Origin of the sequence: Ralstonia sp. A12, assembly GCF_000801955.1 — a bacterium.
Taxonomy (GTDB): domain Bacteria; phylum Pseudomonadota; class Gammaproteobacteria; order Burkholderiales; family Burkholderiaceae; genus Ralstonia.
In genome coordinates this window covers 1-14,795 of record NZ_JSZO01000028.1, presented here as the reverse complement: position 1 = coordinate 14,795, position 14,795 = coordinate 1, and the positions used below count along the sequence as shown (strand labels likewise).

Annotated in this window: 11 protein-coding genes; 2 read left to right on the top strand and 9 right to left on the bottom strand. The window is 64.2% G+C overall.

The genetic code is table 11. The annotated features are described in order from the left end of the window. Window positions 1-13: 13 nt before the first annotated feature. From PI87_RS22085 to PI87_RS22075, 3 genes are all read right to left on the bottom strand, one after another. Complete coding sequence (locus PI87_RS22085; RefSeq protein WP_039599875.1) at window positions 14-1,723, bottom strand: long-chain fatty acid--CoA ligase; 1,710 nt, start codon at window positions 1,721-1,723, stop codon at window positions 14-16. A gap of 151 nt (window positions 1,724-1,874) precedes the next feature. Next, window positions 1,875-2,975 carry an aminopeptidase gene (locus tag PI87_RS22080; RefSeq protein ID WP_039599874.1) on the bottom strand — a complete coding sequence of 367 codons (1,101 nt, stop codon included), beginning with the start codon at window positions 2,973-2,975 and terminating at the stop codon, window positions 1,875-1,877. A gap of 10 nt (window positions 2,976-2,985) precedes the next feature. Continuing rightward, window positions 2,986-5,094, bottom strand: coding sequence for a molybdopterin-containing oxidoreductase family protein (locus PI87_RS22075; protein ID WP_039599873.1), 2,109 nt, complete (start codon window positions 5,092-5,094; stop codon window positions 2,986-2,988). 249 nt (window positions 5,095-5,343) lie between these two features. Here PI87_RS22075 and PI87_RS22070 point away from each other — a divergent pair, with 249 nt between their 5' ends. Next, window positions 5,344-6,489, top strand: coding sequence for an ABC transporter substrate-binding protein (locus PI87_RS22070; RefSeq protein WP_039600134.1), 1,146 nt, complete (start codon window positions 5,344-5,346; stop codon window positions 6,487-6,489). Window positions 6,490-6,557: 68 nt separating this feature from the next. On the opposite strand, the gene argE is transcribed toward PI87_RS22070, so the two are convergent. From argE to PI87_RS22040, 6 genes are read right to left on the bottom strand one after another with little or no spacing between them, the layout of a single operon-like run. Beyond that, entirely contained in the window at window positions 6,558-7,757 is a 1,200-nt protein-coding gene (gene argE / locus PI87_RS22065) for an acetylornithine deacetylase (RefSeq protein WP_039599872.1), read from the bottom strand. Window positions 7,758-7,761: 4 nt separating this feature from the next. Beyond that, window positions 7,762-8,814, bottom strand: a complete 1,053-nt coding sequence (locus PI87_RS22060; protein WP_039599871.1) for an ABC transporter ATP-binding protein — start codon at window positions 8,812-8,814, stop codon at window positions 7,762-7,764. Continuing rightward, on the bottom strand, window positions 8,811-9,839 hold the full coding sequence (locus tag PI87_RS22055; protein WP_039599870.1) for an ABC transporter ATP-binding protein: 1,029 nt from the start codon (window positions 9,837-9,839) through the stop codon (window positions 8,811-8,813). The genes PI87_RS22060 and PI87_RS22055 overlap by 4 nt, the downstream gene beginning before the upstream one ends. Continuing rightward, window positions 9,836-10,750, bottom strand: coding sequence for an ABC transporter permease (locus PI87_RS22050; protein ID WP_039599869.1), 915 nt, complete (start codon window positions 10,748-10,750; stop codon window positions 9,836-9,838). Before PI87_RS22050 ends, PI87_RS22055 begins: the two co-directional genes overlap by 4 nt. Window position 10,751: 1 nt before the next feature. Next, entirely contained in the window at window positions 10,752-11,729 is a 978-nt protein-coding gene (locus PI87_RS22045) for an ABC transporter permease (RefSeq protein WP_039599868.1), read from the bottom strand. A 37-nt stretch (window positions 11,730-11,766) separates the two neighbouring features. Beyond that, window positions 11,767-13,296 carry an ABC transporter substrate-binding protein gene (locus PI87_RS22040; RefSeq protein ID WP_084210062.1) on the bottom strand — a complete coding sequence of 510 codons (1,530 nt, stop codon included), beginning with the start codon at window positions 13,294-13,296 and terminating at the stop codon, window positions 11,767-11,769. Between the two features lie 410 nt (window positions 13,297-13,706). On the opposite strand from PI87_RS22040, the gene PI87_RS22035 reads away from it, so the two are divergent. Continuing rightward, window positions 13,707-14,795: M20 aminoacylase family protein (locus tag PI87_RS22035; protein WP_039599867.1), on the top strand; the 1,089-nt coding region annotated here is incomplete at its 3' end.

Sequence of the window (14,795 nt, the reverse complement as noted above, 5' to 3'; positions counted from 1 at the left end):
CAGTTACGCAGACTCAGGCACGCTTCTTCATCGCCTCGTCGCGCAGTTCGCGGCGCAGGATCTTGCCGACGTTGGTCTTCGGCAGCTCGTTGCGGAACTCGATAAACTTCGGGCGCTTGTAGCCGGTGAGCTGGTCCTTGCAGAACTCCTGCAGCTTCGCTTCCGTGAGCGTCGGGTCACGGCGCACCACGAACAGCTTGACCACCTCGCCCGAGTGCACGTCGGGCACGCCCACGGCCGCCACTTCCAGCACGCCCGGGCACATTGCCACCACGCCCTCGATCTCGTTCGGGTACACGTTGAAGCCCGACACCAGGATCATGTCCTTCTTGCGATCGACGATCTTGGTGTAGCCGCGTTCGTCCATCACGCCCACGTCGCCGGTCTTGAAGAAGCCATCGGCGTACATGACCTTCGCGGTCTCGTCGGGGCGCTTCCAGTAGCCGGCCATGACCTGCGGGCCACGGATGCAGATTTCGCCCGCCTGACCGATCGGCAAATCGCGGCCTTCGTCGTCGCGGATGGCGATTTCAGTGCCTGGAATCGGCAGGCCGACGGTGCCCGAGAAGGTATCGGTATTGGTCGGGTTGCAGATGGCCGACGGCGAGGTTTCCGACAGGCCATAGCCTTCGATGATCGGGCAGCCCGTCACTTCCAACCACTTCTTGGCCACGGCTTCCTGCACCGCCATGCCGCCGCCATTGGCCACGCGCAGGTTGGAGCAGTCGACGTCCTTGAACTCAGGGTTGTTCAGCAGCGCGTTGTACAGCGTGTTCACGGCCGGGAACATGTGGAAGCGGTACTGCTTGAGCACCTTGATGAAGCCCGGAATGTCGCGCGGGTTCGGAATCAGCACCGCCAGCCCGCCCTTGCGCATCGACAGCAGGCAGCACACCGTCAGCGCGAAGATGTGATACAGCGGCAGCGCGGTGATGGTGACAATCTCTTCATCGGCAGCCAGCATACGGCCGTCGCGGCCGGGCTTGGTAAGCGCCGGGTTCATCCACGCTTCCGACTGCAGCACGTTGGCGACGATGTTCCGGTGCAGCAGCGTCGCACCCTTCGACACGCCGGTGGTGCCGCCTGTGTATTGCAGGAAAGCCACGTCGTCCGGACCGACAGAGGTTGGCTTGAGCGTCAGCTTGGCGCCCTCTTCCAGCGCGGTATTGAAGCGGATGCAGTTGGGCAGCTCCCACGCCGGCACCATCTTCTTGACGCTGCGCACGACGAAGTTGACCAGCATGCCCTTGAGGCCGCCAAGCATGTCGCCCATGCTGGCCACCACGATGTGCTTGACCGGCGTATTAGGCAGCACCTGCTGCAGCGTCGTCGCGAAGTTCTCGAGAACGATGATGGCTTCGGCGCCACTGTCCTTGAGCTGGTGTTCCAGTTCGCGCGGGGTGTAGAGCGGGTTGACGTTGACGACCACGTAGCCAGCGCGCAGCACAGCGGCCAGCGCCACCGGGTACTGCAACACGTTGGGCATCATCAGCGCGACGCGGGCGCCGGGCGCCAGACCACGCGATTGCAGCCAGGCCGCCAGTTGACGCGACAGCGTATCGATCTCGCCGTAGGTCAGGACCTTGCCCATGCACTCGAAAGCGCGGCGATTGCGGTTCTTCTGAAACGAATCTTCAAGCAGATGGGCCAGCGACCGATACTGCGACGCATCGATGTCGGCGGGCACCCCGGCGGGGTACTGCTTCAGCCACGGTTTATCCATGGGCGTGTCTCCTGGCGATTGTCGATTTTTTTCGAATGGTCGTTCGTTTTTTTCCGCATCGTACGCGGATGTTTGTGTCAAAACAATAACTTAGACGGTTCCCTCAGACGATCAGACATGCTTGAAACTGGCGCAAAAATCATCGCTGGCATCACTTTTGCGTGGCCGCACCATCCGCGCCGAGCAGCGCTGGCGGAGCCAATGCTCGCAGCGCGGCTTCACGCTTTGGCTTGGGCTCTCCCGCCATGGTTTTGACATCGGCGTAGAAGCGCACCCAGTCCCCACCGTCACGGTGATACAACGCCGTGAACGCCGGCACCCACTCCAGGTAACTCGCCACCGCGCCCAGATGCGCATTCGACAGCGGCTGCGCAAACCAACGGTCGTAGCCGGTATAACCGCCCCAGCTTGCTTTGAGCTTGGCGTAGTCCGCCTGCAGGCTCGCAAAGATGGCACGTTTGCCGGCGCGCTTTTCATCGTCCGACACAGGGCTGGCGTACAGCGTCTCAAGCCGGTTGCGATAGTCCAGCAACAGGGCGCGGAATTGTACGCGGCGGGCGTCGTATGTGGCGTATTCCTTGCGGATTTCCGGGGTGGCGGCGTCGGCCAGCCAGCGTTCGACGCCAATCGTCTCGACCGTAGTGGCGAAGGATTCGTTGAAGGCCGTGTCGCCCTTGGCGTAGACCACCTGGTGCGCCAGCTCATGAAAGATCAGGCGCGCCAGTTCGCCCTCGGGCAGGCCGACGAAGGTGTTGAGCAGCGGGTCGTCGAAATAACCCAGTGTGGAATACGCAGGAATCCCGGCCACGTCGACGTCCAGCCCTTGGGCGCGCAGGGTGTCGGCGTAGGCCTCGGCGGCGTTGCGGTCGTAGTAGCCGCGGTAGGTCACGCAGCCGACAACGAGGAAGCACCACTCCTTGAGCTTGACAGACAACTCGGGCGCGGCGAATACGTTCCACACCGCAAAGGGGCGCTTGAGATTGGCGTAGACGCGGTAGCTGCCGTTGTCGGGCAGGCCCAGCTCGCGCGAGGCGTAGATGCGGATGCTGCGGGCATCCTCCAGGCGCGTGGCGAGCTTGTCGTTGTGCGCGTCGCGCGCGCCGGCGATGGCGTCATCGAGCGACTGCCGCTGCGCCATCAGCGACAGGTGCCCGGTGACCGACTGGTAGTAGTAGCCAACGGTGTCACAGCCGGCCAGCAACGCTGACGCCGCCAGCGACACCACGAGGCACAGCGCACGCATCGCCCGCATCGACGCCTCGTCAGGCCGCTTTCGCTGCCGGCGCGACCTCCACCAGGCAGTCGTAAAACGTCGGCGCGCGGCCCATGTCGGTCAGGCGCTGGCTGGTCAGCTCATTGGCGTTGGTGCCGTCGGGCGCGAGCTTCTTCCACCAGATCGACAGGCCAACCACCACGCCGCGGCGGGCGCGATCGGTCACGCGGGCGCGCGCCTGCATGGTGCCGCGGTCATTGAAGATGCGGACCAGTTCGCCGTCTGCCACGCCGCGCGCCTGGGCATCGTCGGGGTGGATGTCGAGGTGCGGCTCGCCCTCGGTGCTGCGCAGGCTGTCGACGTTGACGAAGGTCGAGTTGAGGAAGTTGCGCGCCGGCGGCGAGATCATCGACAGCGGATAGCGCTTGGCCAGCTCCGGCGTGCTCGCGGCCGACTCGTGCGGCGCCACGTAGCCGGGCAGCGGGTCCAGGCCATCCTTCGCCATCAGCTCGGAATAGAACTCGCAGCGGCCCGACGGCGTGCGATAGCCGCCGTGGGCAAGCGGTGCGGCCGGGTGCGCCAGCTTCTGCCAGCCCTCGCGCTTGAGCGTGGCCCAGTCGATATGCGCGGCAGCGGGGTCGTCGCGACGAATGGCCTGGCCGGCGATGTCGTCATCGGAATCGGCAAAGCACGCCTCGGTAAAGCCCATGCGCTGCGCAAGACGGCGGAAGATCTCGGTGTTCGGCAACGACTGTCCCATCGGTGCGATGGCGGCGTTGTTGGCCAACACGTAGGTGTGGCCGTAGGCCTTGTGCACATCCACGTGTTCGAGCTGGGTGGTGGCGGGCAGCAGGATGTCGGCGTAATCCGCGGTGTCGGTCTGGAAGTGTTCGAGCACCACGGTGAAGAGGTCTTCACGCGCGAAACCGGCAGCCACCTTGCGCGAGTCCGGCGCCACCGCCACCGGGTTGCTGTTGTAGACGACGACAGCTTCAACCTTCGGGCCAAATGCAGCATCGCCCGTGTGCAACAGCGCATCGCCGATGGTGCTCATGTTGATGGTGCGCGGCACGGCAGGCCCGCCGTTGGGTCCACGGGGCAGCAAGTCCGGGCGCTGCAGCTTGGCGTTATCGATCGGGAAGAAGCCCGACGTCGACAGTTGCAGCCCGCCCGCCGCATCGCGCCAGGCCCCCACCAGCGATGGCAGGCACGCCGCCGCACGCACGCCCTGCCCGCCACCGTGGGCGCGCTGCATGCCGTAGTTCAAGCGGATGGCTGCGGGCTGCTTGTCGCGCACGACGGTCGTGCCGTACAGCGTGGCGAGCCACTCGATATCAGCCGCGTCGATACCACACAGCGTGGCCGCATATTCCGGCGTGTATTGCTGCGCACGCTCGCGCAGTGCATCAAAGCCCAGCGTGTGATTGGCGATGTAGTCGTGGTCGAGCAAATCATCGCGGATCAGCACGTGGATCATCGCCAGCGCCAGCGCCGCATCCGTACCCGGGCGCACGGCCAGATGGCGATGGCACTTCTCCGCCGTCAGCGAACGATAAGGATCAATCGCGACGAGCGTCGCACCACGCCGCTTGGCTTCCTGCGCACGCGTCCAGAAGTGCAGGTTCGAGGCGATGGGATTGGCGCCCCAGATCAGGATCAGCTTGGCGTCCTGCACGTGCTCGATGTCCATGCCGAGACTCGCGCCGTACGTATAGCGCAGCGCCGTCGCACCGGCCGATGCGCAGATCGTGCGATCGAGCAGCGATGCCCCCAGCTTGTGGAAGAAGCGCGCCGCCATGCTCTCGCCCTGCACCAGGCCCATCGTGCCGGCGTAGCTGTACGGCAGGATCGCCTGCGGATTGCGCACCGCAATCTCACCGAGGCGTGTGGCAATGGTGTCGATCGCTTCGTCCCAGGTGATGGGTTCGAACTTGCCCTCGCCCTTGGCGCCCACGCGCTTCATCGGCGTGAGCAGGCGGTTCGGGTGGTAGGTGCGTTCCGCGTAGCGGTTGACCTTGGTGCAGAGCACGCCCTGCGTGGTCGGGTGATCCGGGTCGCCCTGCACGCGAATGGCGCGGCCGTCTTCTACGGTGACGAGCAAAGCGCAGGTGTCGGGGCAATCGTGCGGGCAGGCGGCACGGATGACTTGGGTGGACATCGGAGGGCTCCGCGAGGGACTGGAGTGATGCGCGCCGGGTGCGCATGTGCAGGACAGCGCGCTTGGTTGTTGCATGCATGCGTCTGACGCGCGTGCAGCCGGTTTCAGCCTTTTTGTGCCGATTGTATTCGATTATGATGGCGCGCCGCCGGCCTTGCAGAAGGCCGCGCGGGCTGTTCCGGCGCGCGGGGGCGCGCCATCACCTGTCTTTCTCTGGGGGGAGAAACCATGGCAATTTCGTTGACGGGCATGCTGGCTCGTTTGTCCGCTTGCACGCTCGTACTGAGCGGCCTGAGCCTGGCCACCGCCGCCCACGCCGAAGTCGGCGTGACCAACGACACCATCCTGGTCGGCCAATCCGCACCGATGAGCGGCCCGGCCGCACAGCTCGGCCAGCAGATGAACCTGGGCGCCAAGCTGTACTTCAACGCGGTCAACGCAGCGGGTGGCGTCAACGGCCGCAAGATCGAACTCAAGGTGCTCGACGATTTCTACGAGCCCGATGCCGCCGCGCGCAATACCAAAACGCTAATCGACAACACCAAGGTCTTCGCGCTGTTCGGCTACGTCGGTACGCCGACCAGTCTGGCCGCACTCAAGCTGGCCACGCCCGCTGGTGTGCCGTTCTTCGCGCCCTACTCCGGTGCGATGGCGCTGCGTGAACCGTTCGCGCGCAACGTCTTCCACGTGCGCGCCAGCTACAACGACGAAACCGCCTCCATCGTGCAGCAGATCCGCACGACCGGCCTCAAGCGGATCGCCGTGGTCTACAACGACGACGCTTACGGCAAGTCCGGCTTGGACGGCGTGCAGCGCGCGCTGGGCACCTCTGCGGGCCAGGGCGTGACGCTCGTGTCGCAAGCCACCGTGGCCCGCAACACGGCCGACGTGAAAGGCGCCGTCAGCACCGTGCTCGCGCAGAAGCCGGAAGCGATCGTCGTCATCAGCGCGTACCAGACGGTGGCGGCACTGGTGAAGGGCGCGCAGGCACAAGGCTATGCAGGCCAGTTCTACAACGTGTCGTTTGTCGGCACCAGGGCGCTGGCCGATACGCTGGGCAAGGCCGGCGGCGGCGTGATCATCTCGCAGGTGATGCCGTATCCGAAGACGGCTTCATCGCCGCTGGTGCGCGAGTACCAGAAGCTGCTCAAGGCGGATGGCATCTCCGACTTTGACTACGGCAGCATGGAAGGCTACGTGGCCGCCCGCGCGTTTGTGGAAGGCCTCAAGCGCGCTGGTCGCGACCTCACGCGCGAGAAGCTGATCACTGCACTGGAATCGATGGGCAACTACGACCTGGGCGGCTTCAACGTCAACTTCTCGCCGTCCAGCCATGTCGGCTCGAAATTCGTCGAGATGACGATCATCAATTCGAGCGGTCAGGTGATCCGCTGAGCGGACATCGTCATCGCCAATAAAGAACCGGGCCACGTGCCCGGTTTTTTGTTGCCCGTGCCCGCCCCTTAGGCCGGCTGCAGCTGCCGCTGCGCAAGCCGCCGCATGAAGGCCTCGCACTGGGCGATCTGCGTGAGTTCGATGTACTCGTTGGGCTTGTGCGCCTGCTCGATATTGCCGGGGCCGCACACCACCGTCGGAATGCCTGCGCGCGAGAACAGGCCCGCTTCGGTGCCGTAGTCGACCTTGCCGGGCACGGCGCCGCGGCTGTCTGCCAGCGCTTGCGCGAGCGCCACGAGTTCGTGCGACGGGGCGATCGACAAGCCCGGCGTGTTGGCCTTGATGGCAAAGCTGATGTCAGCGTCGCCGGAAATCTTGCGCATCTGCGGCAGCAGCGTGTCGTGCGCGTAGCGTTCGACTTCGCCGAACAGCCAATCCGGATCGGTGCCTGGCAGGTAGCGGAAGTCGAAGGTGAATTCGCAATCGCGCGGCACCACGTTGGTGGCAATGCCGCCCTTGATGGTGCCGGTATTGAGCGTGGTGTGCGGCACGACGAAGGCCGGGTCGCGCGCTTCTTCCGCCGCCATGCGCGCGGCCAGCGTGCGAATGTGGGCAATCAACAGCGCCGCGAACTCGATGGCATTCACGCCCTGCGGGGTGAGCGCGGAATGCGCCTCCTTGCCGCGCACGCAGCAGCGGTATTCACGCTTGCCCTTGTGCGCAATGATGGCGCGCATCGACGTGGGCTCGCCGACGATGCAACCGGCGGGTTGGATGCCATTGGCCTCCAGATCGCGCAGCAGACCGCGCACGCCCACGCAGCCGATCTCCTCATCGTACGAGAGGGAGAGATGGAAGCCGGCGTCGCCCTCCGCCGCCATGAAGTCCGGCACGTGCGCGAGCGCGACGGCGATGAAGCTCTTCATGTCGGCGGTACCACGCCCATAGAGGCGGCCATCGCGAAGGTGTGCGTCGAACGGGTTGGACTCCCATGGCTGGCCATCCACGGGCACCACGTCGGTGTGGCCAGACAGCACCAGCCCCGGCTTGCGCCCTGGCGACAGGGTCGCGAACAAGTTGGCCTTGCCGCCAGTGGCGTCGTACGTCAGGCGGCAATCGGCACCCTGGGCGCGCAGGCGGTCGCGCACCCATTCGATCAGGCCGAGGTTGGAGTTGCGGCTGACGGTGTCGAACGCCACCAGCGTGCGGATCAGTTCCAGGACATCGTCGGAGGGTTGCAGCGCAGCGGAAGTGGCGTCGGCAGGCATGGTGCTAGGGCTGATCGTTCAGGTGGCAGGCTGAAAACCGCAGCGGGGCAATCTCCTTGAGCACCGGCTGTTCGGTTTTGCAGCGCGGCATGGCATGCGGGCAGCGCGGGTGGAAATGGCAGCCGGTAGGCGGATGCAGCGGCGAGGGAATCTCGCCCGAGATCGCTACGTAGGTCTTTTTGCGAACCTCCAGTTTAGGCGCTTCGGCCAGCAACGCTTGCGTGTAGGGGTGGTTGGGCGACGCGAAGATCGCTTCGGTGGGCGCAGACTCCACCACCCGCCCCAGGTACATGATGACCACACGGTCGCTCACGTGCTTGACCACACCCAGGTCATGGCTGATGAACAGGTACGTGAGGTTCAGTTGCTCGCGCAGGCGGATGAACAGGTTCAGCACCTGCGCCTGGATCGACACATCCAGCGCCGCCACCGATTCATCGCAGACGAGGAATTCCGGCTTGACCGCCAGCGCCCGCGCAATCCCGATGCGCGCCCGCTGCCCTCCCGAGAACTGGTGTGGAAAGCGCCGCATCAGGCTCGGGTCCAGGCCGACGCGTGTGAGCATCTCGGCCACATAGTCGCGCTGCGCTGCCGCATCGACCATGCCGTGCACGACCGGTGCCTCGCCCACGATGTCCTGCACGCGCATGCGCGGGTTGAGCGATGCGTACGGGTCTTGAAAAATCATCTGGATGGCGAGTTGCTTCTCGCGGCGGCGCTCGGCCGGCAGGCGATCAAGATCGACGCCCTTCCATAGGCGCGTGCCGGCGGTTGGCTTGTGCAGACCCACCGCCAGTCGGCCGAGCGTGGATTTGCCGCAGCCCGATTCGCCGACAAGGCCAACGACCTCGCCCGCAGCGATGTCCAGATCGACGCGATCGACCGCATGCACGACCTCTTCCGTCACGCCCGCGCCGAACCAGTTGGCGATGCGCGAGGAAATATCCAGCCCCTTCACGAAGCGCTTGGACATGCCCTGCAACGACAGGATCGACACCGCACTGGGCGTTGCCTCGGTGACTGCAGCGGCATCGCGTTCGGGATGCATCGCATTCATGCTGCAGTCTCCTCGGGGCCGGGGGTGGGTAAATCGGTGACAGGATGGAAACAACGTAGCGCGCGGCCGTCGTCGAGCCGCTCAAGTATCGGCGTCTGCCGGCAGATTTCACTGGCGAACGCGCAGCGCTCGCGGAAGGCGCAGCCGCTGGGCAACGCCAGCAGCGATGGCGTCATGCCCGGAATCTGCCGCAGCGGCGCACCACGTGGGTTGCGCGATGGCGCCGAGGCGATCAGCCCAAACGTATACGGATGACGCGGCGACTCCAGCACCTGCTGCACACTGCCTTGCTCGACGATGCGGCCGGCGTACATCACGCACACGCTGTCTGCTAAGCCGGCCACTACCGACAGATCGTGCGTGATCCAGATCAGCGCGGTCCCGCTCTCGCGGCACAACGCCTGCACCTCGGCCAGGATCTGGCCCTGGATGGTCACGTCCAGCGCCGTGGTGGGTTCATCGGCGATGATGAGATCCGGCTTGTTGAGCAGCGCAATGGCAATCGCCACCCGCTGCCGCATGCCGCCCGAGAACTGGTGCGGGTACGCCGTCAGCCGCTCGTCCGGTGAGGGGATGCCGACCCTCGCCAGCGCCGTGCGCGCCATGTCGCGTGCCTGGACTTTGCTCACGCGCTGATGCGCCAACACCGCCTCGATCATCTGCGTGTCGATCCGCAGGACCGGGTTGAGCGTCATCATCGGATCCTGAAAGATCATGGCGATGCGGTTGCCGCGCATGTCACGCATCTGCCCGTTGGACAGCTTGCGCAGGTCATGCGTGACGCCATCGCGGCCGGTCAGCTCGATGCGTCCACCGACCACGCTGCCCGGCGGATCGATCAGGCCCATGATGGAGTAGCCCGTCATCGACTTGCCCGAGCCGGATTCGCCGACCAGGCCCATGATCTCGCCGCGGCCGACGGTAAAGGACACGTCGTCTACCGCCCGCGCAATGCCACCGCGCGTGGTGAACTGTGTCTGCAGGCCCTCGACGACAAGCGTCGGTTTGTTGTTGGCGATCGTCATAGCGTCTGCAGGCGCGGGTTGAGCACGTCGCGAAGCTGGTCGGACACCAGGTTCATCGACACGATGGTCACGAGCAGCGCCAGCCCCGGGAAGAAACTGATCCAGTACTTGCCCGACAGCATGTATTGGAAACCGTTGGCGATCAGCAGGCCCAGCGACGGTTCGGTAATCGGTACACCCAAGCCCAGGAACGACAGGGTCGCCTCCAGCGTAATCGCCGAGGCCACCTGCAGCGCAGCAATCACGATGAGCGGCGGCAAGCAGTTCGGCAGCAGATGGCGGAACATGATGCGCGACGCCGGCAGGCCCAGCACCTGCGCAGCCTCGATGTACTCACGTCTGCGTTCAACCAGTGCTGCGCTGCGCGTGGTGCGCGCGTAGTACGCCCACTGCACTGCCACCAGTGCGATCACGATATTGGTGATGCCGGGCTTGAGCAGTGCGAGCAGGATCAGCGCCAGCAGGATCGGCGGAAACGAGAGCTGCAGATCAGCAATGCGCATGATGAGCGACTCGATGCGCCCGCCCGCAAAGCCGGCAATCAGCCCGAGCGTCGTGCCCAGCACCAGCGCGAACACCGTGCTCACCACGCCCACCCCCACACTGATGCGCAAACCATAGAGGATGGCAGAGAGGATGTCGCGGCCCTGGTCATCCGAGCCGAGCAGGAATGTCATGCCATCGCCGGACTTCTCACCGGGTGCGAGGCGCGAATCGAGCACGTCCAGCTTGGCAAGGTCATACGGGTTCTGCGGCGCGATCCACGGCGCAAAAATCGCCAGCAGGATGATGATGGCCAGCACGATCACGCCGACGAGCGCGATGCGGCTGGCGCAGAACTGGCGCACGAAGCGGCGCAGCGGCGTTTCTTCAGCGGCCGGTTTGGCGGCGGGAGTAGCGGAAGTCGTCATGTCAGCCCCGGCTCTCAGACAAGCGCACGCGCGGGTCGAGCACACCATAGACGAGATCGACCACGAGGTTGATGAGGATGAACAGCGTCACGATCACCAGCAGGTAGGCGACGATCACGGGCCGGTCAAGCAACTGGATCGAATCGATGATGAGCTTGCCCATGCCCGGCCATGCGTAGATCGACTCCGTCACGATCGAGAACGCGATGACCGAGCCGAACTGCAGCCCCACCACCGTCACGATCGGGATCAGGATGTTCTTGAGCACGTGCACGCCAACGATGCGCGTGTTCGACAGGCCCTTCGCACGCGCGAACTTCACGTAGTCTTGCAGCATAGCCTCCTGCGTGCCGGCGCGCGTGAGGCGAATCACCATCGCAATGTTCAGTAGCGATAGCGTCACGCCCGGCAAGATCAGATGCCGGATGCCGTCGAGCGTGAGGAAACTCAGTGGTACGCCCAGCAGCAGACGCGTCTCACCGCGCCCGTTGGAAGGCAGCCAGCCCAGTTGCACGGCAAACACCATGATGAGCATCAGCCCGACCCAGAACGTCGGCAGCGAGAAGCCCAGGATCGAGATCGTCATGATGGTGCGGTTGGCCACGCCGTTCGGGCGCAGCCCTGCCCACAGGCCGAGCGGAATCCCCAGCACGATCGACAGCAGGATGGCAAAGACGGCCAACTCAAGCGTCGCTGGCATGCGCTCGAAGATCAGCTTGAGCGCGGGCGTGCCGTGCGCGAACGACACACCCAGGTTGCCTTGCAGTGCGCCTTTCAGGAAGTACAGGTATTGCTCCCACAGTGGCTTGTCGAGCCCCAGCGCGGCAATCGTGCGCGCAATGTCCTGCTGGTCGGCCTGCGGGTTGATGAGGATGTCGACCGGGTTGCCAATGGCATATACGCCCAGGAACACCAGAATCGACATCACCAACAACACCGCCACGGATTCCAGCAACCGTCGGATCAGGAAGACCAGCATCTGAGGCTCGCTTCTGTGGAGGAAGGGTTACTACGACTTATTGTGGCTTGAAGCCGTGCGCGTAAGTGCGCTCATCCGTGCGCGGCACGTACGTGATGCCCTTGCGCGCCGCCCACGTCGTCACCTGGAAATGGACCGGGATAATCCCGCCGTCGTCCACCACGATCGCCGTCGCCTCCTGCAGCAACTTGGAGCGCTCCGTATCGTCCATCGTGTACAGCGCCTTTGTCAGTACGGCATCCATCTTCGGGTTGCAGTATTGGCCCCAGTTGACCGTGCCGAAGCCCGTCTTGGCATCCTCGCACGCCACCAGCGCGCGCAGCGGCGAGCTGACTTCGCCCGTCTGCGCGCCCCATCCCACCAGGCCAAACGAGTACTCATGCCGGATGCTCTTGGCTGCGAACGTCGCCATCGGCATGCCTTCCACACGCGTCACGATGCCGATGCGCGTGAGGTTCTGCGCGATGGTCTGCGCGATCTTCTCGTCGTTCACGTAGCGGTTGTTGGGCGTCTGCAGCGTGATACCGAAGCCGTCGGGATAGCCTGCTTCGGCCAGCAGCTTCTTCGCACCGTCCGGGTCGTACTTGAGCGTCTTCAGGTTCGGGTTGTGGCCGAAGAGCTGCGGGGGCACGAGGTTGTTGGTCGGCTCGGACAACCCTTCCATGATGCGGTCCTTGATGCCCTGGCGGTTGATCGCCATGCTCATCGCCCGCCGTACACGCGGGTCCTTCAACGGATTCTTGTCGAGCGGCTTGCCGTCTTTGCCTGTCACGTACGGCGTTTGATCGCGCTTGTCGTCCGTATACAGATAGATGACACGATGCGAGATCTTCGAGAAGAAGTTCAGCGAGGCGTCACCACGCACGCGTGCAAGGTCCGGTGTCGGCACGTTCTCGATGGCCTGCACATCGCCCGACAGCAGTGCTGCAATGCGCGTCGCACCGTTCGGAATGAAGCGCAGCGTCACATGCTCCCACGCAGGCTTCGGGCCCCAGTACTGATCGTTGCGTACCAGCTCGACCCGGTCATCGCGCGCGTAGCTCACGAACTTGAACGGCCCCGTGCCGACCATGCCCTTGCCCTGCGCGAAGTCATCGCTCGACAGCCCCTGCGTCGCCTTCTTCTGCACGATGAACACCGAGGTCAGATCCGACAGCATCAGCGGATACGGCTGCGACGTCGTCAGTTGGATCGTGTATTTGTCGATGATCTTCTTGTTGATGATCGCCTTGGTGTACGTATCGAACTTGCCTGGGCTGTTGAGGATCGTCGCCGGGCGATCGAGCGACCAGGCCACGTCTTCGGCGGTCAACTCGCTACCATCGTGAAACTTCACGCCGGGGCGCAACTTGAATTCCCAGGTCAGGTTGTTGACCATCTTCCACGACGCGGCCAGGCCAGGAATGATGTGGCTGTCGGCATCCATCTTCACCAGGCACTCGAACATGTGCTCCGACACGTTGATGTTCGAGAACAGGTTGTAGAAGTGCGGGTCCATCGACGTCGGCGGCGAGCTCATGCCGATCTTCAGATCAGCGGCCAACGCCTGCGGGCTGGCGCCCGCCATCACGCATCCTGCCACGCCGCATGCAGCCACATATAACGCAGCGGCCACGCGCCGCAAGGTCCGAATCATGGTCACGGCTCTTCTCCCCAAGAAGGAATCGATGGATCGATTTCGCTGACGGCGCGGCGCGCCTCTGAAGAACGCTCGCGCCGACTATAGCGACGCGCACATGCGCTCGGCAATGTGCGCTGCCACAAACTGGTGCATACCCGTACGACGCGCCTCGAGAAACCGCTGAAAATGGGGTGCAACCGCGCGGGTGCGGGTGAAAAGCAGGAAGCATTCCATGTAAAGAACGCATACGAGGCTCGCGAGCATGCGGCTCACGCGGGGTCACGCCGGGCCGAAGATGGCCCTTCGGCGTATCATCGAACGTGATTGCGAACTTTCAGCCAGAACACGAGCATCCCATGAAGCTGATTCCAGAGATCCAAGCCGCGCAGCCCGAAATTCAGGCGCTGCGACGCGATATCCATGCGCACCCCGAACTCTGCTTCGAAGAGCAGCGCACCTCCGACCTGGTCGCCGCCAAACTGACCGAATGGGGCATCGAAGTCCATCGTGGCCTGGGCAAGACCGGGCAGGTGGGCGTCATCCGCAACGGCGAAGGCAAGCGAATCGGCCTGCGCGCCGACATGGACGCCCTGCCGCTAGCCGAGGTCAACCAGTTCGAGCATCGCTCCAAGCACGAAGGCAAGATGCACGCGTGCGGCCACGACGGCCATACGGCAATGCTGCTCGGTGCGGCGCACTATCTGGCCAAGCACCGCAATTTCAGCGGCACGGTGCATCTGATCTTCCAACCCGCCGAAGAAGGCGGTGGTGGCGCACGCGAGATGATCAAGGATGGCCTGTTCGAGCGCTTTCCTTGCGATGCCGTGTTTGGCTTGCATAACTGGCCAGGCGTGCCGGTCGGGGCGTTCGGCACGCGCGTCGGTGCGTTGATGGCGTCGAGCAACGAGTTCCGCATCACGATCAAGGGCAAGGGCGCGCACGCCGCACTGCCGCACAACGGCAACGACCCGGTGTTTGTCGGTGCGCAGGTCGTCTCCGCATTGCAGGGCATCATCACCCGTAACAAGCGCCCGATCGACACGGCGGTCCTGTCCGTCACCCAGTTTCATGCCGGCGACGCCACCAACATCATCCCGAATGAAGCGTGGATCGGCGGCACCGTGCGCACGTTCTCAACGGAAGTCCTGGATTTGATCGAGCGCCGCATGGAGGAGGTTTCCAGGGGCATCGCCTCGGCTTACGACTGCACCGTCGATTTCGCTTTCCATCGTAACTATCCGCCGACGGTCAACAGCGAATCAGAAACGCAGTTCGCGGCACAAGTCATGCGTGAGTTGGTCGGCGCCGACAACGTAGACGCCAACATCGACCCGACGATGGGCGCCGAGGATTTCTCCTTCATGCTGATCGAGAAGCCTGGCTGCTTCGCCTTCATCGGCAACGGTGACGGAGACCACCGCGAACAAGGCCACGGTCTAGGCCCG

Bases quoted from the DNA above. Each gene is read 5' to 3' on its own strand.
- PI87_RS22085 (WP_039599875.1), bottom strand. From the start codon at position 1,723: ATGGATAAACCGTGGCTGAAGCAGTACCCCGCCGGGGTGCCCGCCGAC.
- PI87_RS22080 (WP_039599874.1), bottom strand. From the start codon at position 2,975: ATGCGGGCGATGCGTGCGCTGTGCCTCGTGGTGTCGCTGGCGGCGTCA.
- PI87_RS22075 (WP_039599873.1), bottom strand. From the start codon at position 5,094: ATGTCCACCCAAGTCATCCGTGCCGCCTGCCCGCACGATTGCCCCGAC.
- PI87_RS22070 (WP_039600134.1), top strand. From the start codon at position 5,344: ATGCTGGCTCGTTTGTCCGCTTGCACGCTCGTACTGAGCGGCCTGAGC.
- argE (WP_039599872.1), bottom strand. From the start codon at position 7,757: ATGCCTGCCGACGCCACTTCCGCTGCGCTGCAACCCTCCGACGATGTC.
- PI87_RS22060 (WP_039599871.1), bottom strand. From the start codon at position 8,814: ATGAATGCGATGCATCCCGAACGCGATGCCGCTGCAGTCACCGAGGCA.
- PI87_RS22055 (WP_039599870.1), bottom strand. From the start codon at position 9,839: ATGACGATCGCCAACAACAAACCGACGCTTGTCGTCGAGGGCCTGCAG.
- PI87_RS22050 (WP_039599869.1), bottom strand. From the start codon at position 10,750: ATGACGACTTCCGCTACTCCCGCCGCCAAACCGGCCGCTGAAGAAACG.
- PI87_RS22045 (WP_039599868.1), bottom strand. From the start codon at position 11,729: ATGCTGGTCTTCCTGATCCGACGGTTGCTGGAATCCGTGGCGGTGTTG.
- PI87_RS22040 (WP_084210062.1), bottom strand. From the start codon at position 13,296: ATGGCGGGCGCCAGCCCGCAGGCGTTGGCCGCTGATCTGAAGATCGGC.